Source organism: Acinetobacter sp. P1332 (genome assembly GCF_044057475.1).
Taxonomy (GTDB): Bacteria; Pseudomonadota; Gammaproteobacteria; order Pseudomonadales; family Moraxellaceae; genus Acinetobacter; species Acinetobacter johnsonii.
In genome coordinates this window covers 1,990,381-2,012,871 of record NZ_CP171157.1, presented here as the reverse complement: position 1 = coordinate 2,012,871, position 22,491 = coordinate 1,990,381, and the positions used below count along the sequence as shown (strand labels likewise).

The following is a 22,491-nucleotide window of genomic DNA, read 5'->3' as shown; positions in this document are numbered from 1 at the left end:
AATAGAGAGACTTCATTTTGCTCTAAGATTTAGGGCTTTAAATGCCTCATGACTGAGTCTTCAATCATTTGAATATCAGTTGGAGCAAACCCCAACAATTCACGTTTGGGATAGGTAATGGATGGCCCATTTTTACTGACACGGGCACGTAAACCATCTTGGTGGATACGAGCTACAAAAACGACATTACTCAGAAAACCAACGCTTACCATCTCGGCATTTGAAAAATTTCTAAAATAACGCTGCGATCGGAGTTTGGTGAACATTTTACGACGAATTCTTTTGCCTTCGCGTAAACGTCTCGGAGCAAAGCTTGAGCCATCTGGGCCAACTTGTGCCGCAATACGTTGCTGTTGGCTTTTTCTTAAATCTGCTCCAACCTTTTTATTCAGCTTCGTCATTTCAGCATCGCTGAGTTTATTCAGCATCGGCGTTAGGTATTTGACCAAATCGTCTAAGTTATCACGCATGGCTTGACCCTTATGGTTTCTTCGCTAAAGGCATTTCGAGTGCGACTATATTTAAAGTTTCAACACTGGTCCACGTTGCTAAGAGGTTGCCTTGATCATCTAGCAATTCGCATTCGGTTGCAGGTGAAGCGGGTTGGTACTGAGGTTCTTCGGGATAAGAAAAGTTGTAGCCACCATGCTCTTGCAGTTGAATAATCACACGTTCTGTCAGTTCTAATTCAAACATGACATCGACTTTATCGTTATCAATAAATTCAGCCTCGAACTTCACAGCATCTTTGTTTTTATCTAAATTGGCGAGTAACTCTGATTGGTGTACGCGAATCCATTGAAACAGTAAGAAGGCAATCAGGTCAGCATCACCTGTAAAGTCTTGAATGACAAACTTCACAGGTGAAATACTTTCCATGCCGTAGCCATTTGCAAGCGTAGTACGATAACGACCGCTTTCAATATGCATGCTGAGCTTATCTGGGTTGTCCTGGAGGAACTTCAGATGACTCACCAAATGTTCGCGCAGACTAATCGGCTTTTTCATGCAGTTTTTCTCTGGTAGTTTGGATCGAGGCGATTCATCACTCGAAGGAACTTGCTGTCATAGCCCAGCTTTTTATAGTTGCGACCGTTATATAAGCTAAAGACTGCATCCCAATTCTCTTGGCGTAATGCTTCTAGCAAAGTCCATTTTTTCCCAGCGACCGTTCCCGACTTAAATTCACAAAAGCGGAGAAAGGCTTCAAACTGTAGGCTTTCACTTTGATAATGCTGCTCTACAAATTCCTGAACAGAGGAATAACCGAGGTCTTTCCAGTTTTCGCCCATCAATTGAAAGCGCCCCCATGAAGCCGACATCAGAGCAGAGTCTTCATCAATTTGCTTTGCTAAAGCTAACCGTGTGTATTCGGCAGCATTGCCGTGGTACCCACCTGTTTGGGTATTTATCACATTGGGATATTGGCTCATCATTTTGTCTGCAAAAGCTTTGCCACGTTTCTGGCTGAGGTAGAAATACATACGGTGACGTTCAAACAGAATCTTCGGTCGACCATCAGGCAAATACCCTTCGCCTTGTGTTTCAACTTCGGCAATCGCACGAATCACAATTTCAGGGACATCAAGCCGTTTTGCACCAATCGTTAAGTCCGCATCTTTTAGATGTTTAGATAGGTCCAGACCTTTGAGGGCATTCAATGTGGTATTCCCGACAATGCCATCCACTTTAATGTCCATCTTCTTCTGGAATTGAATCACGGCATATTCAGTACTTTCACCAAAGTGGCCATCGATAGATAGAGGTTTATTATTTTTACCTTTCATGCCATTTTTAATCAGAAGTTGCTGTAGCTCAGAAACGGCTGAACCCTTAGCTCCAAATTTAAGTAGCTTCATGATGGACTCCAAATTAGTTTGGCCACATTTCCTCTGCTGCGAAGCACGATGACAGCAAGAAGCAGTGCAAAGATGGCATCCCATAGGGTGACGGGATCTTTAAAGAAGAGAATGTGAACCGACTGCCCAAGAAAAGAGGCAATAAGCAATGTTGCCAGCCATGAGTAACCACGATGGAAAGCGGTTTCTTTAGGGCTATAACAAGCAATGCGGATACCGCAAATCAGATAGGCCAAAACAGCGATAAATTGAAATAAGAATTCGATCATGAGGCACCTCCACCTCTAAAAGTCTTCCAAATGTCAGACAGTTTGGATGTCTTCACCCAATCAACTGCTTTAATCAAAATGAAAAGTGAAAATGTGGATGCAATAAGCGCTGCTGTCGCATCGCTGGTGATAAAAGTTCGGCTGGTAATTTCAGATGCAAGCAAATAGCCAATACCCGTTGAAAGCAGCATCGTGCGTAAGCGCTGCCAAGCAGATAAATCTTTTTCATAGGTGGCAATAAATGCTGCACCTAAAACAGCGCCGAGTAGGGCATTACCATTAATAAAAGGCAGGATGGAAACGGCACTTAAACTGATAGCTGTTGCCGTTGTGGTTGTCGTGGTAGGTTCAGGCATGCTTAATCCCATAAATTAATTGTTTTTGTCATCTGCTGTTGGGCGGGGATATCAGGCAAAACAACCTCAGTGCCAAGCACCAGTATTGGACCTTGTTCAGCCAAAGCCGGGTTGCTTTCCAACACTGTCTCAGTAACACCAGCGGTTCGACCGTAATAGCGCCAGCAGATCAGATCAATCGTGTCCCCCTGAACGGACTTCACTGTTTTCATATCAATTCCACGGTACAGCGACTGGTACCAAGCAAGTCACGAATCGCCCAACGCAAGTTACGTCGATGTTCATCAATGGTCGGTGACAATTCTTCAGCCCGTTTCTGGCCATCACCTGTGCTGTCATAGCTTCGATATTTTTCATTAATGTCCGCTGCGATCGCAGAATGAATTGCACGTAAATACAGAAGTTCAGTATTGGGCTTTCCATCGATGGTCGAAGTTGCGAGCTCACTTAGTGCCGATGCTTTAAATTTGAGCGAGCGTAGTTGCTCATTGATTTCTAACATGGCTGCAATCGCGGCATCTTTTAGACGAGGGTTGGAAATGCTGCCATCTAAACGCACAGATTCCCGGATCAGATTCAATTGAAGATTGGGAAAGAACCCATCATTGCTAATCGACTCATCTGGCATGGTTGTAGGTGCATTAAAGCTAAAACCAGTCATAGTCATATCCTAGGTGGTCGGTGGATGATGGTTCAGAACAACAACTTAAAAGTTTTGTCATCCCCATCATGCCGACCAGGTGCGGGGGGCACAGGTTAAGAAGATGCAGCAGCTTGCTGTTCTTCTAATTGTTTGGCCAAGAGCTTTTCAGCACGATCAAGGTCTTGTTTACAGCCGACGTTGTCTTTCTTGGCAATCGCTTTTTTCATGTACTCAATTGCAGGTACATAATTGTCTTCAGACAGAAAAACTTTCCCAATTGCGCAGTACAACTTGGCGCGAATAGGATCATGTAAGTCAAAACCTTCAGTAAGTTTTTCAGCATCAAGCAAAGTATTTAAATCAAATACTTCGCTTGCTTTCAGCTTGGTCAATGCAGCATTAGCAATTTCTTCAGCCACAATACTTGGAGTGTCCCGGCTAAAAGAGTCAGGCATATCTAATCCGTGTTCTAAAGCAAACACAGCAATCTTTAAGCCTTCATGGAACATGCCAGCATCAAAACACCACAGCATGATGGTGGTGACAACTTCGTCGTCCACCTTTTGATTGGCCGCCAAAATACCTTCGACATAAGGTTGGTATTTTGGAATCAGTTTGCCTTTAGCTTCAGCACGGCTTTCATCTGATTTGATATGTGAAAGCAGTGATTTATCATTTTTCAGTTCCGCCAACTGGAGTTGATAGATCGATGCATCATGGCGGGTTGCTCCAAAGGCATCCGCCTTGGCAGATTTCTCTGCCAAAACGCGAAGAAAGTGGTTACGTGCGTGATTCATTTGTCACCTACAGAACTTCGATGTTTTCAACCAAAGCCACTTTTTCATAGGCTTCGATCACGTAGTCTTCGTTGCTCGATTGATAGTCTGCAACACGGTTTTTCTCAGGTTCTTCACGAATGAAGCGACGTTTGCCACCTTCTTGGTAGTAAATTGACAAATTGTCGAGAGAGGTGATCAGGAACGTGTTATCTGGGAAGAAGGGAACGCGAACGGCAGGTAAGCCACCAATTTGCTTTTGACCTACCAAAACCTGACCTGCAAGCGTGTTTTGGTTGTCTTGATCTTGGTTCAAAATGGCAAAGTTCTTATCGTTCAATAGAGAACGACCGCAGATCACTACTAGATCCGTCGCATCCTGGTGAACTTCATCAATCAAGCTATCAACAGCTTGCTTCACTAAGGCATCCAAGTTTTTATAGTCACCTGTAGAGCCCACAGTAATTTTGCCTGAGCCTTGTACGACCTCGGTCATATTGCGTTCAGGGCTGCGGGTACGAATTTTATATAGCCAGCCTTCGTTTACATCTTGCAGCAATGGATTGGTGTTGCGGTTGGTGGTTGTTGCGATGCTTGTACCGTTCCAGCCAATCATAATGCGGTCTAAGCCAATCGCTTTGGCACAAGCACCTGCCCATTTTTCAGGGAAGTCGGCAAACTTTGCCCAGGCATCGATTTTTGAATAGAGTAAGGCAATGTCGAAGTCTGTTTTTTGACAGGCATAGGTGTTAGCCGTTAGACCTGTCGGATCGGATGGATTACGTTTGGCATCACCTGTGGTATCAGTACGACCAGCAATGGTGCTATTTACAGAAAGACCAATGGCTTGACCAGTTGCCTCAACCACTTCAATGACATTGATACGACCTAAAAACTCGCTTGATAGCTGAATTTTTTCTTCCAACTTTTGTGCCGGTGTTGGTGCAACAGTGAACTGAACCGCTGCACTGTCGACTTCGTTAATGCGGGCAACTTCGCCCATGTAGTGATTAAACTTTTTTCGTGTATCGTTACGCATGATTAAGAAATTCCGTATTAGTAAACGACAGCAGCATTACTGCCTGAATGCCCAGTGCTTTCAGGTCGTTTGTTATGATTTGGGTCAGGTTGATGATTGAATGAGTCTGAAAGGGTGCTGTGTTTTTGCTCAAGTTCGCTATATTGGGTTTTCAGCTCGTTTAGTTCCTGCTGCATTTTTGAGAAAGCCGTACTTTGCTTGCCAAAGGTTTCTGCAATTTGCTCGAGTACTTTTTTGACTTCGGTAAAGTTCAGTTTGGCTTCTGCGCCTTGTTGTTCAATTTGCGGGGAGAATAGGTCACTGAACTTCTGAACCATTCCAGCAAATAAGCCTTTGCTGTCGTCTTCAAACTCGATTTGAGTTTCTGCAGCAATGGAAAAGGCATTCTTCTCAGAGTTTTCACCAAACTTAGCAACCATGCTGGAAAAGCTGAGTTTTTCAGTACCGATAGAAGCAGGGGAATCAGTCACTGCTAGGCCTACTAAATAGGCTTCGCCTTTACCTTGGAAATTCGGGTCAATTTCGATACTGGTGAAAATCTTCTGACGCTTTTTGTTCATTTCGACCAAGTCAGAAGTTGCGTCAATTTGTGCAAACAATGCCAGCTTCTTCTCACCGTTCATGTCGACTTCTTCGGCTTTGACTGCAAGCACATCGCCATAAGCACGGAAGGAAGAATCGGGCATTACACCACGTAGGTGCTCAACCCAAATACGCGCGCCATATACAGACTGGTTGTAGTTTTTTGCAGCTTGTTCAATCCAAGAGCGTTCAATCACGCGCTTATCAATGGTTTCTCCTTCGACTGCAACACGAAAGAACTTTGATTTATTTGTCATGGTGTTTTAACCGTTCAGAAATTTGCTCATCAAATAATGAGCATCATTGAAAGTCCGACGGCATTAGTAAATAAATCTGCTTTGTAAGAGGGGATGCTACAAATCACAAGGAATGATCTGAGGTAGGAAAACTGAATAATAGGCACAAAAGCAAAAAGCCAAGAACGGCAATTCTTGGCTTTTTTATTTCCAACCCTTAGATCAAGTAAGGATCAAAAATATGAGAGATAACAATACTAAATTTTTAGTTAAGTTTCTAGGAGCGACAATGGAAGCTATGAACTTAAAACCAGAAAGTTTTGTGAAAATATTCTGGAATCTTGCATTAATTGCTATAGCTCTAATGGCGACAAGAACACTTTTAAATATAATTTCATTTTATGTAGGCCTACCTCAATGATGGAAAAACAATCTAAAAATAAGGAATTACGTACTTGGACTTATGTTGTCATATCCTACGTTTTAATTGGAATTTTGATTACTCAAGCTGCACCAATCCTTTTAGCACTTTCTAACCTTATCCAAGTTCTTAAATAAAGCCCTTTGTAAGAGGGGATCATACAAAAGCTAAATCAAGCTTTGTACAAAGTGCATTGCTTTAATTGGCGCATGAATACATTTGACACCGAACGCTTCGAGCTAACATTTGATAACCGAGTAAAGGCAAAGTTCCTTTACTGGATGGGTTGGCGTATCAGCAGCATTGCGGAATACCTACAGGAAAATGAAAAAACCGTTCATTCATGGAAAGCCCGTGACGAATGGGACAAAGAAGCACCTGAAGGAATTGCTGCACAGGCACTCGAAGCCCGTTTGTGTACCTTGTATTTGCTCGAGAAAAAAACACCAGGGGATTTCAAAGAAATCGACCTATTAGAACGTCAAAAAGACAAATATAGCCGACGCGAAAAATACCTCAGTGATGGCGGTAATGAAGCCGACATCAATCCCAAAATTCAAAACCGTAATGCCAAACCGAAAAAGATGCCTAAGCGAAACTTGATTACGCAGGCCATGATTGAAAAGGTTCAGGCAGATTTTGATGAGGGATTATTTGACTATCAACGTACTTGGTTCAAAGCCAAAAATCAGCGCTCACGCAATATCTTAAAAAGTCGTCAAATTGGCGCGACGTATTACTTTGGGCGAGAAGCTTTCGTTGATGCGATCACAGGCGGAGGTAATCAGATTTTTCTTTCTGCTTCCAAAGCACAGGCACACGTTTTTAAATCCTATATTAAGTCCTTTGCTGCTGAGTCGATTGATCTTGATCTACAGGGCGATCCAATCGTCCTGAACTTTGAAGAAGGTCCACCTTCAGAACTAATATTTTTAGGTACCAATGCCAAAACAGCTCAGGGCTTCCACGGCAATTTTTACTTCGATGAATACTTTTGGGTACATGGTTTTCAGACCTTACAGAAAGTTGCCTCTGGTATGGCTATGCACAAACGCTGGCGCAAAACCTATTTCTCTACGCCATCATCAAAAAGCCACGAAGCTTTTAACTTTTGGACAGGGGAAATCTTTAACAAGGGCAGACCTAAAGATAAACGACTGAATATTGATGTCAGCCATGAAGCCTTAAAAGATGGTCGACTCTGTGAAGACAAAATTTGGCGACAGATTGTCACTATTTTAGATGCTGAACGCGGCGGTTGTGACCTATTCGATATTGATGAATTACGCTTTGAGTATTCGGCAGAAAGTTTTGCCAACTTGCTCATGTGTATGTTCATGGATGATGGACATTCGGTCTTTCCACTTTCAGTTATGCAGCCGTGCATGGTGGACTCATGGGTACTGTGGGACAGAGACTTTAAACCTTTAGCCCTTCGGCCATTTGGTTATCAGGAAGTATGGGTCGGTTATGACCCTGCTGAATCGGGTGACACAGCGGGTTTAGTGGTGATTGCACCACCATCGATTAATTATTCAAAATTCCGCCTACTGGAACGTCATCAATTTAAAGGTATGGACTTTCAGGCGCAGGCGGCTTACATCAAAAAAGTTTGTGAAAACTACCGTGTGACCTACATTGGTTTAGACACCACAGGCATGGGGACAGGGGTTGCCCAATTGGTACGCCAGTTCTTCCCAGCACTAACCACTTTTAGCTATTCGGTAGAGGTTAAAACAATGTTGGTACTGAAAGCCATGGATGTGGTTCATCAAGGTCGTTTTGAGTTTGATGCAGGCTGGACCGATGTCGCACAAAGCTTTATGGCCATCAAAAAGACCATGACAGGCTCAGGTCGCCAATTCACTTTTGAAGCTACACGTTCAGAAGAAGTAGGGCATGCCGACCTTGCTTGGGCGTGCATGCATGTCTTTGCAAATGAACCACTGGAAGGGCGTAACGTCCACAATACTGCTGCAATGGAAATATTCTAATGTCTGAAACTCAAAACTTGCCTGCTGTGGCGCAAAACAATGCGATTCAAGCCTTTACCTTTGGTGACCCTGAACCTGTCATGAATACGCATGATTACATGAGTATGTTTCAGGTGTATTGGAATGGGACTTACTATGAGCCGCCAGTGAGTCTTGAGGGCTTGGCAAAGTCTTTCCGTTCTACACCTTATTTGTCGACCGCTATTATTTATAAGCGCAATCAGTTGGTTTCTGCATTTAAGCCGAATAAGTTGATGTCTTCCAAAGCCTTTGAGCAGTTGGTCATGGACTTTTTGGTGTTTGGTATGGGCTATGTGGAAGCAGTAAAGAGTCGTTCAAACCAAGTGGTGCAGGTGACTACGCCTTTGGCCAAATACATGCGACGTAAACAAGACCCGAAAGAATTTTTAATGATTACAGAAAACTGGAAGTACCACCATTTTGAGCGTGATTCAGTTTTTCAGGTACGTGAGTGCGATATAAATCAGGAAGTGTATGGCACACCTGAATATTTGGCAGCTTTGCAGTCTGCTTGGTTAAATGAGTCTGCGACTTTGTTCCGTCGTAAGTACTATAACAATGGTTCTCATGCTGGGTTTATTTTGTACCTGACCGATCCGCAGCAGAATGAAGACGATGTAAATAATTTACGTCAGGCACTTAAAGACAGTAAAGGACCAGGGAACTTTAGAAATCTGTTTTTGTACTCACCCAGTGGTAAGCCCGATGGTATTAAGTTAATACCCGTGTCGGAAGTGGCAGCGAAGGATGAGTTTGCACATATTAAGTCTATTACTCGGGATGACATATTGGCGGCTATGCGTACACCACCTCAGTTACTAGGCATTATTCCCAATAATACGGGTGGTTTTGGCTCTATTACGGAAGCGCAAGAAGTTCATTGGAATGCGGAGATAGAACCTCTCATGCAAAGAATTGCAAACCCGATTAATGAGTGGTTGGGTTTAAATGTGATACAATTTTCTAAATTAGGTGTAAAAAAATAAGAAATGTCATTTCGGCAATTGTGGGTACTTAGATACTCTGGTATAATCCATGAACTACATGGCGATTATTTAGATAATCGCCATGTAGTTCATGGAGTTTTTCTTTTTTTAGATAGATAAGAAATAGTATAAGTTTTGTAAAAACAATTGAACAAAAAATGCTACTTAGATACTATGCTTGGAAGTTCTTAAGAACTTCCAAGCATAGTATCTTATATGCCCATCATTTATTAAAAAAGGAGGTCTGTTATGAACACTATGGTAGTACCTCGTCCAGCCGAAAAACGTACCAACCGTCGTGAAATGTCACCAGAACGTTTAGCTACGTTAGTAAATACTGCTGAACAAGCAGCTCAACGTGGTACAGAACGTATGGAAAAAGTGAGACAGTCTGTTAGTCTTCGAGGCTAAGATTGTCTCAATTTGTATTTGCATATCACTCAAAATTTAATAATGACTCAGATTTCAAAGAAGTTTTTGAGGAGTTTTGCTATTACAAAGAAAATAGTGAACCTCATGAACACCCATCACCTAGACGTCATGCACAAGAAACCTACGAAAGTTTATCTCCTTTGTTTGGGCGTGATCGTTTCGATAAAAAATACCCTGAAGCTAGTAATCAGAATATTCAACACTTGCACGTAAAGCAACCTCATTCTAAGTGGGACTTTCTTGATGGTTCTGCGAAAACCCAATGGGAATGCACCAGCGATAGCTATTTAGTTTATTCTTATTTCGAGCATAACGGTATACATCATTATTTTGTGCTTGAGTTTTATAAATCAGAAAGTCATGCTCAATATGAGCAGGATGTTCAAATTTTTATTCATGAAGCAGAGCAGTACCGATTGACTCAAATTAATTTGACTGCCTAAATCACTTAAAAATATTAATTAAAAATAGATAGATACTGCGTATCAAATTATACTTGTGGCTTGAATCGACTTGCTTGCTAATAATTTGATATGAACCAACTTGATAAAAAAGACAATGCTGATTTAGACAAAATTGATAGAGATATCAATTTCCATCGAATCATGGTTTTTCTGATTCTTATTACAGCTATATTTTTTTATATGATTTTTATTAATCTTAAAGTTACTGAATCTGCTCAAAGTTGGGGACCAGTAGGCGATTTCTTTGGGGGCATTCTTAACCCAATTTTTGCATTATTTGCCTTTTACTGGCTGACATATTCAGTTCGACTACAAATTAAAGAGTTAAAAGAAACACGAGTAGAGTTGGCTAAAGCGACTAAAGCTCAAGAAGAGTCAGCAAAACATCAAGAAGAAATTGCTAGGCTTGAAAGTGAAAACGTAAAAACTCAAGTTGAGATTTTAGAGTTAAATAAAGATACATTGAAGAGTCAGCAAGATGCAGCAATTGCACAACAACAACAAATTGCACTTCAAAATTTTGAAAGCCTTTTTTTCCAGTTGTTAAAAGCAAAAACTGATATTACGAATGATATTAGATATTTTAGAACAGCTAAAGGACATCAGGAAGCAGAATTATTTGTTGGAAAAGAAGCCATAAAATATGGTATAGAAGGATTCAAACAATCTCAAACCTCTATGGCTTGGGAAGAATACTATCGGCATAACCTCTTAGATTACATGGGTAGTTATTTTCGAATTTGCTATCAAATTACAAAATTAATTGATAATACAGATGATCTTAATGGTCATACTGATACTGAACACTACTCTAAAAAGAGAAAAGAATATTTTGATATCTTTAGAGCAACATTGACACAATATGAGCTTGAAGTATTTTTCTTTAATTGCTTAGGGAAATATGGCAAGGATAATTTTAAGAGTTTAGTTGAAAAATATGGGATATTTGAACATATTCTTTTTGAAAACAATGTTTATGATCATAAGGCTATAAATAAAATATCTAGATTCGCGTATAAATATAATGGAATTGCTTTCGAAGATAGTGATGCATATAAATCTTATTTTGATGAGTTAAGTCGAATTAAATTTGGTTTGAGTGAGAAGGATTTTAATAGTATTTGTATAAAACTAAAAGATGTAAAGTTCATTTTAAATTTAAACTCAATTAGAGTTGCTGCATCAATTAATTCACTAATTTCTTGGAAGATGAATGAATTAATTTTCACGGAAAATAACATTGAAATTATTAAGGGAAAATCTATTTCATATTATAAAAAAATTAATGAAATTAAAGATTATGAGGGGTATATAAAAGAGTATAAGAGTATGATTGAGTATGTTGAAAATTATTTTAAGGTGGAGGGAAGAGAGCCAGTATATTATGAAAAAGTTAGATGTAATTCAGCTTCAATTTACTCACTATCTGATTTGGATTCAAGTATAGACGTTTGCAAAGAACATATCGAGCAAAAAAATAACTACTTAGGAATGATTGATTCATTCTTGGAGGAGCTTAGAAAAAATGAATATACGGAAACCGTACTAACAGTTATTAAATACAACATTGATTACTTAGAATATTGTAAATATATGAATAACAATGAAGAAAAACAACAAAAGAAAAGTGCCTAAGAGGCACTTTTCTTTTGCTAAAATCGAAGTTTTACCCCTCAATCATATGCACATACTTATACCACTCATCCATTAGATCATTTGATTGATTTTCAGTAGGGTAGTAATGGTTTTTGCAATCTTTATAGTGGCGATATTTAGAATTTATTGACTCAGCAGGTGATAAATTTTGATACTCAATGTACGCAGATAAATAAGCGAAAATATTAGTGTTTGAATTTTTAGAGTAAATATCATTAGTTAAGAATTGAAAAAATGAAGCTCTCTTTTCTGCTGGGCTATTAGTACTATTAAAATTGAATTTATGGAAAACATTTTTATGGTGATTGTAGAAATGCGTAGAAAATTCTGTATCTGTAAAGGAGGTAATTAATCTTAATTCAGAATAGATTAGGAAAATAAATAGAAAAACTTTTTGTGTCTCATTCAAATCATATTTTAATAAGGAAAACTTATTAATAATTTTAACAAGTTGCCTTGGATTAGGGGAATATGTCTTACATAAGGCTATGAAAGTATGAAGTTCATTTCTCTGAAGGTCAAGTTGATAATCTTTATTATAGTTATTTAGTATTTCAGCATACCTGCTCCCATCTAAGTCTTTATTTTTCAACATCACAGAAAAATCTATAAACTTCTCAAGATAATTTGCAGTACTCGAAAATCCATAAAAATTATTGATCGATTCTTCTAGTTGATTTTTATTCACAGCAAGAATGAATACAACTTTTGGAATGTCAAAAAAGTGCTTGATACGTTCGATTAGGCGAATCGCAAATTCAGGTTTACAGCGGTCAAGTTCATCAACAATAAAGACTAAAGGTTTTTTCTCTTTTTTTGTAATTTCAGCAAGTTGAGCTTTAAAGGGCTTTGTTGCACAAACATTCAAAAGCTAAACTTCTTCCAAGTTATCTAAATTTAAGTGGCAACTTGGGTGTGAGGTCGGCCTAAATCTGTAAATTTATTTAATACGGCCACACGTGCATGAATCTCATTGACTTGGCTTTGAAAGTTTCTCGCACGGAGTTTATCGCCTAATAATTTGATGCAATGCATCTTGGTTTCTATCAGACTTCTGCGATGATAGCCTGACCAATTTTTCCATATTGTTCTTCCTAAACGTTTAACTGTTCGAAGTAATTCATTTCGCTCTAGCGAGCTGGTCTTTGTATCTTTCCAAGGTTTCGCATTTTTTCTTGGCGGAATCACCGCATGTGCTTGTCGGTCTGCAATTACTTGACGGCATTGCTTGGTGTCATAAGCCCCATCAGTATAGACAGAGTCAATCTGCTCATCTTGTGGAATCTGATCGAGTAAATCACCAAGCACTTGTGAATCACTCACATTATTTGTAGTGAGTTGAATAGCGCGTATTTGAAGGGTTTCAGCATCTATACCAATATGAAGTTTACGCCATTGGCGACGATATTCAGGTTGGTGTTTCTTACGCTTCCATTCACCTTCGCCTAGAAACTTTAAGCCAGTAGAATCGACGAGTAGCTGGAGACCATTACTGCTTTTTTGATAGTTAATTGCAATATCAATATGCTTTTGTCTTCTGCAGATGGTGGAATAGTCTGGTGCTGTCCAATCTAATCTACAAAGATGAATGAGACTTTGCACAAAGCCAGTGACCATGCGTAAAGAAAGACGAAATAAGGATTTGATCATTAAACAGCATTGGATGGCTGTATCTGAATAAGTTTGATTTCGACCATGTTTACCTTTGGGTTGAGCGTACCATTGAGTCTTGGGATCAAACCAAATTGAGAGATTTCCTCGATTTATTAATGCACTGTTATAAGAAGACCAATTGGTTGTACGATAGATTTTAGGTGTGGGCTTATTCATTTTAGAATTATATTGTGGAATAAGCCTTTAGAGATAGGTTTGTGCAACAAAGCCTATCCTGAGTAAAGACAAAATAAAGGTCATGTGGGAGTTGTCCTACATGACCTTTTCTAATAAACGATTAGCTGTATTAGCTATGACGTTTATTTCTTAAACTCAGTAATCTGGATCGGCTTATCTTTGACAAACTCGACAATGCCTTCACTTCCTTTGATGTGAATCGATACGCCTTTGCCGTCCGTCATAAACATACCGCTTGCGGCTGGTGCACTTTTCAGCATGAATGTTCGATCTGAGTTATCCGTCATCATCGCTGTTTCAAAATTATCAGATGACTTCAGTTCAATGGTTAAATCCATTGGTCCTGTGAAGTGAATCACTTGTGTTTCTGCAGTATTATTGCTTGATGTGTTTTCTTGAGTGACTTTTCCTGTTGGTGCAGAAGTACAACCCACTAAGGCTAAAGTAACGAGTGTTGCACCTAAAGCATTTTTCATAAAAATGACCTTTTTATATATAAATCATAAGTCCATATATACTATTTGGTATATCTTAAGTTTAAAAGTTTGCTTTACATTCGCTTTACATAAATGGAGTTTTACGTTGTATAAACGTACTGTTATTCACCTTAAGCGGTTCAAAATACGGTTTAAAGTATTCATTCAAACTTTACACAACAGAGTAAATTGATATTTAAAAGTTCAATTTATTCAGTGGCATTAAATGCGTCATGATAACTGACAACGCCCTGAGGTATTTCTCCATTGAAACTAAGGGATTGAAAGTATTCGCTAGGAACGCTAGGTAAAACCAACTCTAGATAAGGTCGAAACCCAAAGCGATGATAATAATTGGGATCCCCTAGTAGAACACAGCCTTTGGCACCCAGTTGTTTTAATTTTTCAAGGGATGCCTGCATCAGCTGTGACCCAATGCCCAAACCTTGTTTAGTTGGGTAGACAGAAATTGGGCCTAGGCCATACCAACCAGTTGTACCTGTCGAGATAGATACAGGTGAAATGGCGACATGACCGATAATTGAATCATCTTCAACAGCAACTAAAGAGATCGGGAGTTGACCACTTTTTCGGAGACTGTTCACAATGAATTGTTCCGTATGGCTGGTATGTTCTGCATTTAAAAATGCAGCGCGAGTCAACTTCTCAATGCCTTCAATATCTTCTGGCTGTTCGTCTCGAATCGTGATGTTCATTAAAAAATCCTTATGAGTATTCGTGTAGTATAAAGTGAGCTACTTTTATGAAGACTTAACTTCAACCCACTCTAAATAGCTCCGACCAGTTGCTTAAATAGGCAGGGGAGCGATTGCACTGATTCATTTGCCAAGGTTCTCTTTTCTCATGGCAAACCCCTAAAGAAATCATACTTTTACCAAAACGTTCAGTAATAGCATCCATGGTATTGGAGAGTTCTTCACGGTTATTTTTATGGCTATAGTCGGTAAAAAGATCATGCACAAATTTAGATTTATCCATAATTTCCAAAAGGACGATGCCTGCCTTTTTGTATTTAAACCCTGACTTGTAAATTTGGTCAATGCCTTTCATAGCTGCTTGTGTAATTTCAAGTAGATCATCGGTATGTTCATGCATGTGCACAATGGTATAGGGCGAGTAACGTTCACTTTGACTAAAACGACCTGTTTGAATATACACCCCGATCATTTTACAAATAGAGCCATCATGACGTAGACGTTTAACTGCACTGGCAACGTATAAGCGTACAGAGGCTTTGATGTCATCAATTTCATACACAGCTTGACCGTATGAGCGACTACTAATAATTTGCTTATGTGCAACCGCATCACTTTCAATATTGATGCAAGACATCCCTTGAAGTTCACGGACAGTCTTTTCCATCACTATGCTAAATTGCTTTTTAATTTCACTCGGCTTGGAGTCGATCAAATCTAAAACCGTATAAATACCCATCGCGTTCAGCTTTTTGCAGTTCTGTCGACCGACGCCCCAGACTTCACCGACCTCCACATCTGCAAGCATGTATTCAGCAGTACATGGATCCATGTGTGCCAAATTGCACACGCCATTCAACGCCTTATTTTTCTTGGCTAAATGATTGGCTATTTTGGCTTCTGTTTTGGAACGACCAATTCCAATACAGCAGGGAAGACCAAGCCACTGCCATGCCTTGTCTTTCATGTCTTTGGCATAGTCAGTGAGGTTAAATAAATACTCATAAGCCGTTAGCTTTAAAAAACATTCATCAATGGAATAGATCTCTTGTTCATCGGCTGCCACATATTGCCCCAATAACTGCATGAAGCGGCGAGACATTTCCCCATATAAAGCATAGTTACTCGAAAACACTTGAATATTATGCTGCTGGACAAGTTCTTGAATTTGAAAAAAAGGGACAGCCATGCCAATGCCGAGATCCTTGGCTTCTTGGCTTCGAGCAACCACACAACCATCATTATTACTTAACACAATCACAGGACGGTCATTGAGCTTTGGATTAAATACGCGTTCACACGAGACATAGCAATTATTCACGTCAACGAGCGCGAATATTTCAGTTTCATTTTTCATGTTGCTTCTTCTTATTATTTTTAACGGTGATACAAACGTTTTAAGTTAAATGTCACCACTCCCCAAATAACAAAGGTTTGATTTTCTGTAGGAATAATATGTTCATATTCAGGGTTTTCAGCTTTCAACCAAAGTTGAGGCAGAGGGTAGTTTTCATCTCCAAAAATGTCTTTGATGTCCGACTTTGACATTTTGTTTGTCATCATCAGTCTTTTAATAGTGGAGTCTTTATTATCAATTAAAGCCACCACGATGTCGTAGTGTTTGGCTTCAATACTCCGATCAATAATAATCGGGTCATTTACTTCAAGACCTACGCCCAACATTGACTCACTGTCTACGTGAGCGATGAACGTTGAAATGGGGTTTTGTATTAAGAATTCATTGAGATCGATGGCTTTGCCTTGCTCATCTTTAGTGCTGAACGCTGGGCCTGCTGGAATGCGTTCTAAAGAAACAGGAATAGATACTTTGGACTGAGGTAGAACAGGAGTCAGCCCAAGTTGATCCGCAAGTTCAGCTTGCTGCGCAATTTGTTCGAGCATGTTATTGATGGTGGGGCTGGGTTTGCCGTCTGGCCCCATGAGATCTTGTAAAGACGACCATGCGTCGTCCGAGAAGTAGATGGGTAACTTCTTTGACATGGTGAATACTCCTACGCTACAAGGCGTGTTTGGAAGTGAAATCTGTCTGTTTAGAATATGCTGATGTGGGAGAAATCTCAAATTTAAAAATGCTGAATAAACAATGCTCCGTCAATTTTGGTCGCGGGTAAGAAAAAGTAAGAAACTTTCTTTTGGATGATAAGTAGCCCTTTGATCAGGGCTACTATTGGGGGGGATTATATCGTTAAGCCGATGATCTAAATGAAAACTTAGAGATTAGTTCCTAAAAACTCAAAAGGTTTGGTGACTTTAAAGGATGCATTGGCTTTGCCTGCATATGTCATCGCTTGGTCTGGGCCAAGTTCTAACTTCTTGGTTTGACCATCTTTAAAGTTAATTTCCTTTAAATCGACCCAAAACACATTGGGTGAAACAGCAGATTCAAAGAAATATAAACCGCGTTTATGGTCGACCACTGTACGCCAACGGGTTGATGAAATATTTGGTTCTTCTTCTGTGTTCAATCCAAAGGGTACGGAAGCATTGCGAATGACACCAAAAACACTCGCTAATGAGTGTTTATAATTCGCATTTTTCGGGATGGCATTGATATAAAAAGATGCTCTCGCAAAACGATCGGCCGCGCGGTTTGTACCCGGGAGCATGGTTGTTCCACCAATTTGCTTCCAATAAGCATTTAGCGCCAACTGCTGATCAAAGATTGGTGAGTTGGTCATTACTTGGTACTGGCGACTGTGGTGAATCACTTGTTTTCCGCCAATATATTCAATGATGGCACTGTCGCCTGTGGCATCTGAAATAGATAAATGCAGTGTCGCTAACCGTTTTTCACCTGGGACTTGGTCGGTCACCACCGTGAAAGGTTCTTTTTCCAATGCCTGAATGGCCTCGTTCACTGTGGCATAATTATCTAAGACGTATTGCGCCCACAGTGAAATGCCCAAAGTTGGCTTTTTAGAGGTTTTCACATTTGGATATTCAGATTCAACCAACCACAGTAAGTTTGCCATTAGCCCTTTTTCATTGACGCCGTCGGTAGTGGAGATGTCATAACCCGTTGCAACCACACTGCCGTATTTTGATGTCCATTGAATCGATTTTGGCCCCGCCATACCATTACGTTTGACATTATTGGGTAAAATCCACAAGTTGGTTCCAATATCGCTTTTCCAGTCCATCGAACGTGCTGTCATGACGTCATTATTGCCTAGATAAACCACACGAGTACATGCCATAGCAGCTTCTGCTACCACAAATATTCCTGCGGCAAATAATACTTTTTTTAATACATTGTTCATTATCATGCTCTCTTAGAAAATAGGTAACTGTGGTGTTAAATGTCTTAATAAAAATTGTTCGCTTTATAATTGTGTTCAAAATAACGATAACCCGTTCCGAGATTTATTTTAGATTGCTTTGAATTGTGTAGTCTCAGGAGATAGATACGCTTGATTGTAAATTCTATAACTGGTTTGATCTAATTGGGTATTTAAAGCAATAGGTAGGGACAATGCATGTTTTTCTTGAGAGGTTGTAGTTGTTTTCCAGTCAGCAAAAAAATTCAAGTTTTTTTGGCCTATTGTGTTGTCTACATCTGCACCAAAGGCATACATGTTCGGGTTCAGTTTTAACGCGCTGTGCCAGCCTTCTATAAAGCGTTTAGCCTGAGTGCTTTGGCTCATAAAAATACCGATTGAAAGTAATGAATATACTTTTATTTTCATGTCATTTCCTTTTTTTATATATTTTTACCACATGATATAAAAATAGAGTATGGCTTGTTTGATTATTTTTAGCACAGTTTTATTTTAATGTCGGGTGAGTCGAAAAGATATCCTTAGAAGATCAATAGAAACCAATGTACAGCCAGATTTAGTGAAATGATTGCACATTTTATAATTTAAATATGCTGCTCATATTTTTATGTACTTATTCAGAATATCGGCAGCGCCGATATTCTGAATAATCCACAGTTGCTGGTGCTATGAAACATCATAAATGGATAAATAATAGCTTCAGCGCCAGAGCAATTAATATGAGGCCCATCAATCGCTCAAACTGTTTTCCCATCTTTAAAAATTGCTGTCGAACGACGGGTCGAGAAAACAAAACAGCGACCAGCATGAACCAGAGTGTATTGATGCTACACATCCATATCCCATAAGCAAATTGCACTTTCATGGGGGTTGTAGGACTGACGAGTGTGGTAAATATAGCCAGAAAAAAAATAGTCGCTTTGGGATTGAGTGCATTTGTCATAAAGCCCGTTATAAAGGCTTTGCTTTGACTCAAAGGTATATTGGCAGTTTCTTCAATTGAGGGGTCGATATTGACAGAGGGGGCACGTAATAAACTCCAACCTAAATAAATTAAATATAGTGCGCCTGAGATTCTTAAAATAAGCATGAACCACGGACTTTGTTGAATAATAATGCCCAAGCCTACAAGGGTATATAAAACATGAACTGAAATTCCTATACCAATGCCAATAGCCGTGATGCACCCAATTGCATAGCCATAGCGCACACTATTTCTAACTGTAATTGCGAAGTCGGGGCCGGGTAAAAGGACCGCAAGAAAATGCACCAAAGCCAAAGCTAAAAATTCTGAACTATATTGCATCCACATATTATTGATGCTCATCCGAAACGCGATAACTCACAGTTAACTTATCTTCTTTTAGTTTATAGCCTGTAATTTTGAGCGTTCCAATTTCAGATAAATTTTGGACATGAGTTCCACCATAAGAAAATGCAGGTAAATTCCCAAAACTGACTTCACGGTAGCCATCAGCATTTTGTTGGGTCAGTCTGACGAGTTGACTTGAAATATATTGATTGCATATCTGCTGTAAAGTTTCTAAATCTTGGTTTTCAGAATGGTCTTGTTTGATAAATTGGATTTTGCATTCGTCTGGCCAGTGCTGTGCTTTGGTGGGTTGCCAACCAAAGGCTTGCATCACATGCCCGATTAAGTGTCCTGCGGAGTGTAGGCGACTGTGATAGTGGCGTCGGTTGAGGTCAACTTGAGCCTGTGCCAGACCTAAAGTAATCGCGTGATTAGAATAATGAATAATTTGATCATCTTGCATAGCGACATGAAGCACATCCACACCATTGATTTTACCTAAATCACTAGGTTGACCACCACCTTGCGGATGAAACGGTGTTTGGGCAAGCTGAATGGAAAATCGTCCATCGTCAGTAGGTTCACATCTTAAAATTTCTACCTCAGCCTGAGTGATGTCAGATAGATATAAAGCTTGAGTCATGGTTATCTCTGTCAAAATTTCACAGAAAAGATTATATGAGGCTTAATTATTGATGATAATCTAGTAAAAAATTAAATTACTTTTTCCTCATGAGCACAAATCAAAGTATGGCTTTACTCCAAGAAATGGCTATTTTTGTTAAAGTTGTGGAGACTGGCAGTTTTTCAGAAACGGCTCGACAGCTTGGAAATACACCGTCCGCAGTGAGTAAAGCCATCAGCCGATTGGAACGGGCTTTAGGAACACGGCTGCTCGAAAGAACAACACGAAAATTGCGTTTAAGTGAGAGTGGGAAACAAACGTATGACCATTGTTTAGAGATGGTTAGAGCTGCCCAAGCCGTAATTGAGCATTCAGGCAAATTCAATACTGAACCGAGTGGGACCATTCGGATCAGTGTACCGAAAGCCGTAGGGCATTATCTGATTCATCCGTATATACCCGAGTTTCTTGAACTTTATCCTCAAATAGATATTCAACTGCTGTTGGAAGATCGTTTCATAGACTTTATTGATGATGAAATTGACTTGGCCATACGCATTACCAATGAACCACCGTTAGGCTTAAAGGGCCGACAGCTCATTCGCATTGACCATGTCTTAGTGGCGACAGCCAAGTATTTAAAAAAGAATGGAACACCTCAGCAACCGAGTGATTTAAGCCAACATCAATGTATTTATTTGGGTGAACAAGTCAGTGATTCAAAGTGGAAATTCCAAAAAGGCAATAAAACCACCAGTGTGACTGTAAAAGGACGATATTCGGCGAATCATACGGGTATCCGACTAGATGCGGCTTTAAAGCATATGGGAGTCGCAAGTTTGCCTTATTTTATGGCGAGATATGCTTTAAATAACCAAGCACTGATTCAAGTATTACCAGATTGGCATTTCAAGACTTATTATAGTGGAGATGCTTGGTTACTATATCCACCGACACGCTATTTAGCTCCGAAAATAGAGGTCTTTATCCAGTTTATTGCGCAGAAACTGAGTTTAGAACCCGTCCTAAAAAGTGAAGAGACGCTTGCTTAATTTATTAAAATAGCATCATTCAAAGAGCTTAGAGCATGGCTAATGCTGAGTTAGATAGGTGATGAAGAGTAAACATTGATGATGCATCTTTGAAATAGCCTAAGCAGACTATCGATATTTAAGCCATAGTATATGCATCAAATGTACCGCATAATTTGAATGATTTAATGTTTAAGTTCTAGCGTTGAAAAAGACTTTAAAATGAAATAAGCAATTTAATAAGAGATATGCAATGAAAAAACATCTACTTTATTCTTCTATCTTGGGTTTAAGCATCCCTACTTTGGGCTATGCAGATACAACCAATATTCATGTTTTAAGTGCAACGGTAAAAGATCAAAATATTGCGAATGCACAAGTCATTTTACAAAAAAATGGTGAACAGTCTGCATCAACTTCAACTAATGCAGACGGCCGAGCAACGGTGAACAGTAGCAGTGCGAATGGCGCAGACAATTTATTGATTATCAAAAAATCAGGCTATTCAACACTGGTTGCAAAATGTCCCTGTGATGGTATGACCTATGCTTTAAGTCCTGTATTGAAAGACTTAAACAGTATGCGAATTGTTTTAAACTGGGGACAGAGTCCTTTAGATTTGGACTCGCATTTAAGCTATAAAAATCAACATGTCTATTGGGACAATAAACAAGGGCAAGATGCCAATTTAGATGTCGACGACACAGACTCTTATGGCCCTGAAACCGTAACCATCGATAAACGTTTAGACGGGCAATATTATGTTTATTCAGTGCATGATTATTCAGATCGCGCCAAACCCAATACTGCGAACCTATCGAATAGCCAAGCAAAAGTTATGGTCTATGCTGGCGAGTCTTTGATCCGTTCTTATTATATTCCAACCGGGCGGACAGGGAACTTATGGACTGTGTTCCGCATTAGTCCAGAGGGGGAAATCCAAGATATTAACCGTATTTCGGGGACAACTATTGGCGCAAGCCAAGTTGGTTCAACTGTATCGAGTTATCAAAGCCAAGCGATGCAGTTGCATTCTGTTTCTGTTTCAGCCAACGCACAGGCAAGGGCTAAAGCTCTGAATTTGAAAGCGGATAAAGCGTATAAAAACAATCAATTTGAACAAGCTGCCCTGATTTATCAACAATCCATTGATTATAATCCAAACGTTGGACAAACCTATAGCAATCTTGCTGTTGCTTATCAAAAGTTGAATCGTTCATCTGAAGCATTATGGGCAAATCAAAAGGCGATAGCCTTAGCGTCTAATGACAATACCAAAGCGTATTCACATTACAACATTGGTAAAATTTATGAAAATAATCAGGACTATGTTCAAGCCAAACAACATTATCAATTGGCAAATCAATACAAGCCAAGTGTGACCTATGATGAGGCCATTCAGCGAGTGAGTCGCTAAGTCTATCAATAGAGAATTTGGATTATATTG

At 39.6% G+C, this 22,491-nt stretch carries 28 protein-coding genes; 8 read left to right on the top strand and 20 right to left on the bottom strand.

Annotation, left to right across the window (positions count from 1 at the left end; all coding sequences use genetic code 11):
• Window positions 1-29: 29 nt before the first annotated feature.
• From ACFN7Z_RS09830 to ACFN7Z_RS09785, 10 genes are all read right to left on the bottom strand, one after another.
• Window positions 30-470 carry a phage virion morphogenesis protein gene (locus tag ACFN7Z_RS09830; protein WP_010326505.1) on the bottom strand — a complete coding sequence of 147 codons (441 nt, stop codon included), beginning with the start codon at window positions 468-470 and terminating at the stop codon, window positions 30-32.
• A 10-nt stretch (window positions 471-480) separates the two neighbouring features.
• Window positions 481-1,008: a phage tail protein gene (locus ACFN7Z_RS09825; protein WP_010326506.1), complete on the bottom strand. Its 528-nt coding sequence runs from the start codon at window positions 1,006-1,008 to the stop codon at window positions 481-483.
• Window positions 1,005-1,859 (bottom strand): N-acetylmuramidase family protein, encoded by an 855-nt coding sequence (locus tag ACFN7Z_RS09820; RefSeq protein ID WP_010326507.1) that lies wholly within the window; start codon window positions 1,857-1,859, stop codon window positions 1,005-1,007. The genes ACFN7Z_RS09825 and ACFN7Z_RS09820 overlap by 4 nt, the downstream gene beginning before the upstream one ends.
• On the bottom strand, window positions 1,856-2,128 hold the full coding sequence (locus ACFN7Z_RS09815; RefSeq protein WP_010326508.1) for a phage holin family protein: 273 nt from the start codon (window positions 2,126-2,128) through the stop codon (window positions 1,856-1,858). The genes ACFN7Z_RS09820 and ACFN7Z_RS09815 overlap by 4 nt, the downstream gene beginning before the upstream one ends.
• Complete coding sequence (locus tag ACFN7Z_RS09810; RefSeq protein WP_010326509.1) at window positions 2,125-2,484, bottom strand: putative holin; 360 nt, start codon at window positions 2,482-2,484, stop codon at window positions 2,125-2,127. The genes ACFN7Z_RS09815 and ACFN7Z_RS09810 overlap by 4 nt, the downstream gene beginning before the upstream one ends.
• 2 nt (window positions 2,485-2,486) lie before the next feature.
• On the bottom strand, window positions 2,487-2,696 hold the full coding sequence (locus ACFN7Z_RS09805; RefSeq protein ID WP_010326510.1) for a tail protein X: 210 nt from the start codon (window positions 2,694-2,696) through the stop codon (window positions 2,487-2,489).
• Window positions 2,693-3,145 carry a head completion/stabilization protein gene (locus ACFN7Z_RS09800; RefSeq protein WP_010326511.1) on the bottom strand — a complete coding sequence of 151 codons (453 nt, stop codon included), beginning with the start codon at window positions 3,143-3,145 and terminating at the stop codon, window positions 2,693-2,695. The genes ACFN7Z_RS09805 and ACFN7Z_RS09800 overlap by 4 nt, the downstream gene beginning before the upstream one ends.
• A gap of 95 nt (window positions 3,146-3,240) precedes the next feature.
• A complete protein-coding gene (gpM, locus tag ACFN7Z_RS09795) occupies window positions 3,241-3,924 on the bottom strand; it encodes a phage terminase small subunit (protein ID WP_010326512.1) in 684 nt (227 codons plus the stop codon).
• A gap of 7 nt (window positions 3,925-3,931) precedes the next feature.
• Window positions 3,932-4,942, bottom strand: a complete 1,011-nt coding sequence (locus ACFN7Z_RS09790) for a phage major capsid protein, P2 family (protein WP_010326513.1) — start codon at window positions 4,940-4,942, stop codon at window positions 3,932-3,934.
• A gap of 17 nt (window positions 4,943-4,959) precedes the next feature.
• Window positions 4,960-5,781, bottom strand: coding sequence for a GPO family capsid scaffolding protein (locus ACFN7Z_RS09785; protein WP_010326514.1), 822 nt, complete (start codon window positions 5,779-5,781; stop codon window positions 4,960-4,962).
• A 220-nt stretch (window positions 5,782-6,001) separates the two neighbouring features.
• On the opposite strand from ACFN7Z_RS09785, the gene ACFN7Z_RS09780 reads away from it, so the two are divergent.
• From ACFN7Z_RS09780 to ACFN7Z_RS09755, 6 genes are all read left to right on the top strand, one after another.
• Complete coding sequence (locus ACFN7Z_RS09780; protein WP_029574996.1) at window positions 6,002-6,181, top strand: hypothetical protein; 180 nt, start codon at window positions 6,002-6,004, stop codon at window positions 6,179-6,181.
• A gap of 209 nt (window positions 6,182-6,390) precedes the next feature.
• Entirely contained in the window at window positions 6,391-8,175 is a 1,785-nt protein-coding gene (locus ACFN7Z_RS09775; RefSeq protein ID WP_058952066.1) for a terminase large subunit domain-containing protein, read from the top strand.
• Window positions 8,175-9,182 (top strand): phage portal protein, encoded by a 1,008-nt coding sequence (locus tag ACFN7Z_RS09770; RefSeq protein ID WP_010326516.1) that lies wholly within the window; start codon window positions 8,175-8,177, stop codon window positions 9,180-9,182. The genes ACFN7Z_RS09775 and ACFN7Z_RS09770 overlap by 1 nt, the downstream gene beginning before the upstream one ends.
• Before the next feature lie 249 nt (window positions 9,183-9,431).
• Window positions 9,432-9,593, top strand: coding sequence for a hypothetical protein (locus ACFN7Z_RS09765; RefSeq protein ID WP_155115399.1), 162 nt, complete (start codon window positions 9,432-9,434; stop codon window positions 9,591-9,593).
• Window positions 9,594-9,595: 2 nt separating this feature from the next.
• Window positions 9,596-10,057 carry a type II toxin-antitoxin system YafO family toxin gene (locus ACFN7Z_RS09760; protein WP_010326517.1) on the top strand — a complete coding sequence of 154 codons (462 nt, stop codon included), beginning with the start codon at window positions 9,596-9,598 and terminating at the stop codon, window positions 10,055-10,057.
• Window positions 10,058-10,147: 90 nt separating this feature from the next.
• Window positions 10,148-11,713, top strand: coding sequence for a putative phage abortive infection protein (locus tag ACFN7Z_RS09755; RefSeq protein WP_159151766.1), 1,566 nt, complete (start codon window positions 10,148-10,150; stop codon window positions 11,711-11,713).
• 31 nt (window positions 11,714-11,744) lie between these two features.
• Here the strand turns inward: ACFN7Z_RS09755 and ACFN7Z_RS09750 are convergent, their stop codons facing one another.
• The 10 genes from ACFN7Z_RS09750 to ACFN7Z_RS09705 form a co-directional block, all read right to left on the bottom strand.
• Window positions 11,745-12,602, bottom strand: a complete 858-nt coding sequence (locus ACFN7Z_RS09750) for a P-loop NTPase fold protein (RefSeq protein ID WP_010326519.1) — start codon at window positions 12,600-12,602, stop codon at window positions 11,745-11,747.
• 29 nt (window positions 12,603-12,631) lie between these two features.
• Window positions 12,632-13,564, bottom strand: coding sequence for an IS5-like element ISAha1 family transposase (locus ACFN7Z_RS09745; RefSeq protein ID WP_004637176.1), 933 nt, complete (start codon window positions 13,562-13,564; stop codon window positions 12,632-12,634).
• Window positions 13,565-13,707: 143 nt separating this feature from the next.
• Window positions 13,708-14,061: a hypothetical protein gene (locus tag ACFN7Z_RS09740; RefSeq protein WP_010326520.1), complete on the bottom strand. Its 354-nt coding sequence runs from the start codon at window positions 14,059-14,061 to the stop codon at window positions 13,708-13,710.
• A 209-nt stretch (window positions 14,062-14,270) separates the two neighbouring features.
• Window positions 14,271-14,777, bottom strand: coding sequence for a GNAT family N-acetyltransferase (locus ACFN7Z_RS09735; RefSeq protein ID WP_010326521.1), 507 nt, complete (start codon window positions 14,775-14,777; stop codon window positions 14,271-14,273).
• Between the two features lie 61 nt (window positions 14,778-14,838).
• Entirely contained in the window at window positions 14,839-16,134 is a 1,296-nt protein-coding gene (locus ACFN7Z_RS09730; protein WP_010326522.1) for a Y-family DNA polymerase, read from the bottom strand.
• A 20-nt stretch (window positions 16,135-16,154) separates the two neighbouring features.
• Window positions 16,155-16,778, bottom strand: coding sequence for a LexA family transcriptional regulator (locus ACFN7Z_RS09725; RefSeq protein ID WP_010326523.1), 624 nt, complete (start codon window positions 16,776-16,778; stop codon window positions 16,155-16,157).
• A 230-nt stretch (window positions 16,779-17,008) separates the two neighbouring features.
• Window positions 17,009-18,058, bottom strand: coding sequence for a linear amide C-N hydrolase (locus tag ACFN7Z_RS09720; RefSeq protein WP_010326524.1), 1,050 nt, complete (start codon window positions 18,056-18,058; stop codon window positions 17,009-17,011).
• A 108-nt stretch (window positions 18,059-18,166) separates the two neighbouring features.
• On the bottom strand, window positions 18,167-18,484 hold the full coding sequence (locus tag ACFN7Z_RS09715) for a hypothetical protein (RefSeq protein ID WP_010326525.1): 318 nt from the start codon (window positions 18,482-18,484) through the stop codon (window positions 18,167-18,169).
• Between the two features lie 268 nt (window positions 18,485-18,752).
• Complete coding sequence (locus ACFN7Z_RS09710) at window positions 18,753-19,388, bottom strand: LysE family translocator (RefSeq protein WP_010326526.1); 636 nt, start codon at window positions 19,386-19,388, stop codon at window positions 18,753-18,755.
• A gap of 1 nt (window position 19,389) precedes the next feature.
• Window positions 19,390-20,031 carry a hypothetical protein gene (locus ACFN7Z_RS09705; protein WP_010326527.1) on the bottom strand — a complete coding sequence of 214 codons (642 nt, stop codon included), beginning with the start codon at window positions 20,029-20,031 and terminating at the stop codon, window positions 19,390-19,392.
• Between the two features lie 89 nt (window positions 20,032-20,120).
• Between ACFN7Z_RS09705 and ACFN7Z_RS09700 the strand changes: the two genes are divergently transcribed.
• Both ACFN7Z_RS09700 and ACFN7Z_RS09695 read left to right on the top strand, forming a co-directional pair.
• Window positions 20,121-21,065: a LysR family transcriptional regulator gene (locus tag ACFN7Z_RS09700; RefSeq protein ID WP_029574999.1), complete on the top strand. Its 945-nt coding sequence runs from the start codon at window positions 20,121-20,123 to the stop codon at window positions 21,063-21,065.
• Between the two features lie 232 nt (window positions 21,066-21,297).
• Window positions 21,298-22,461, top strand: coding sequence for a tetratricopeptide repeat protein (locus tag ACFN7Z_RS09695; protein WP_010326529.1), 1,164 nt, complete (start codon window positions 21,298-21,300; stop codon window positions 22,459-22,461).
• The last annotated feature ends 30 nt before the right edge of the window (window positions 22,462-22,491 follow it).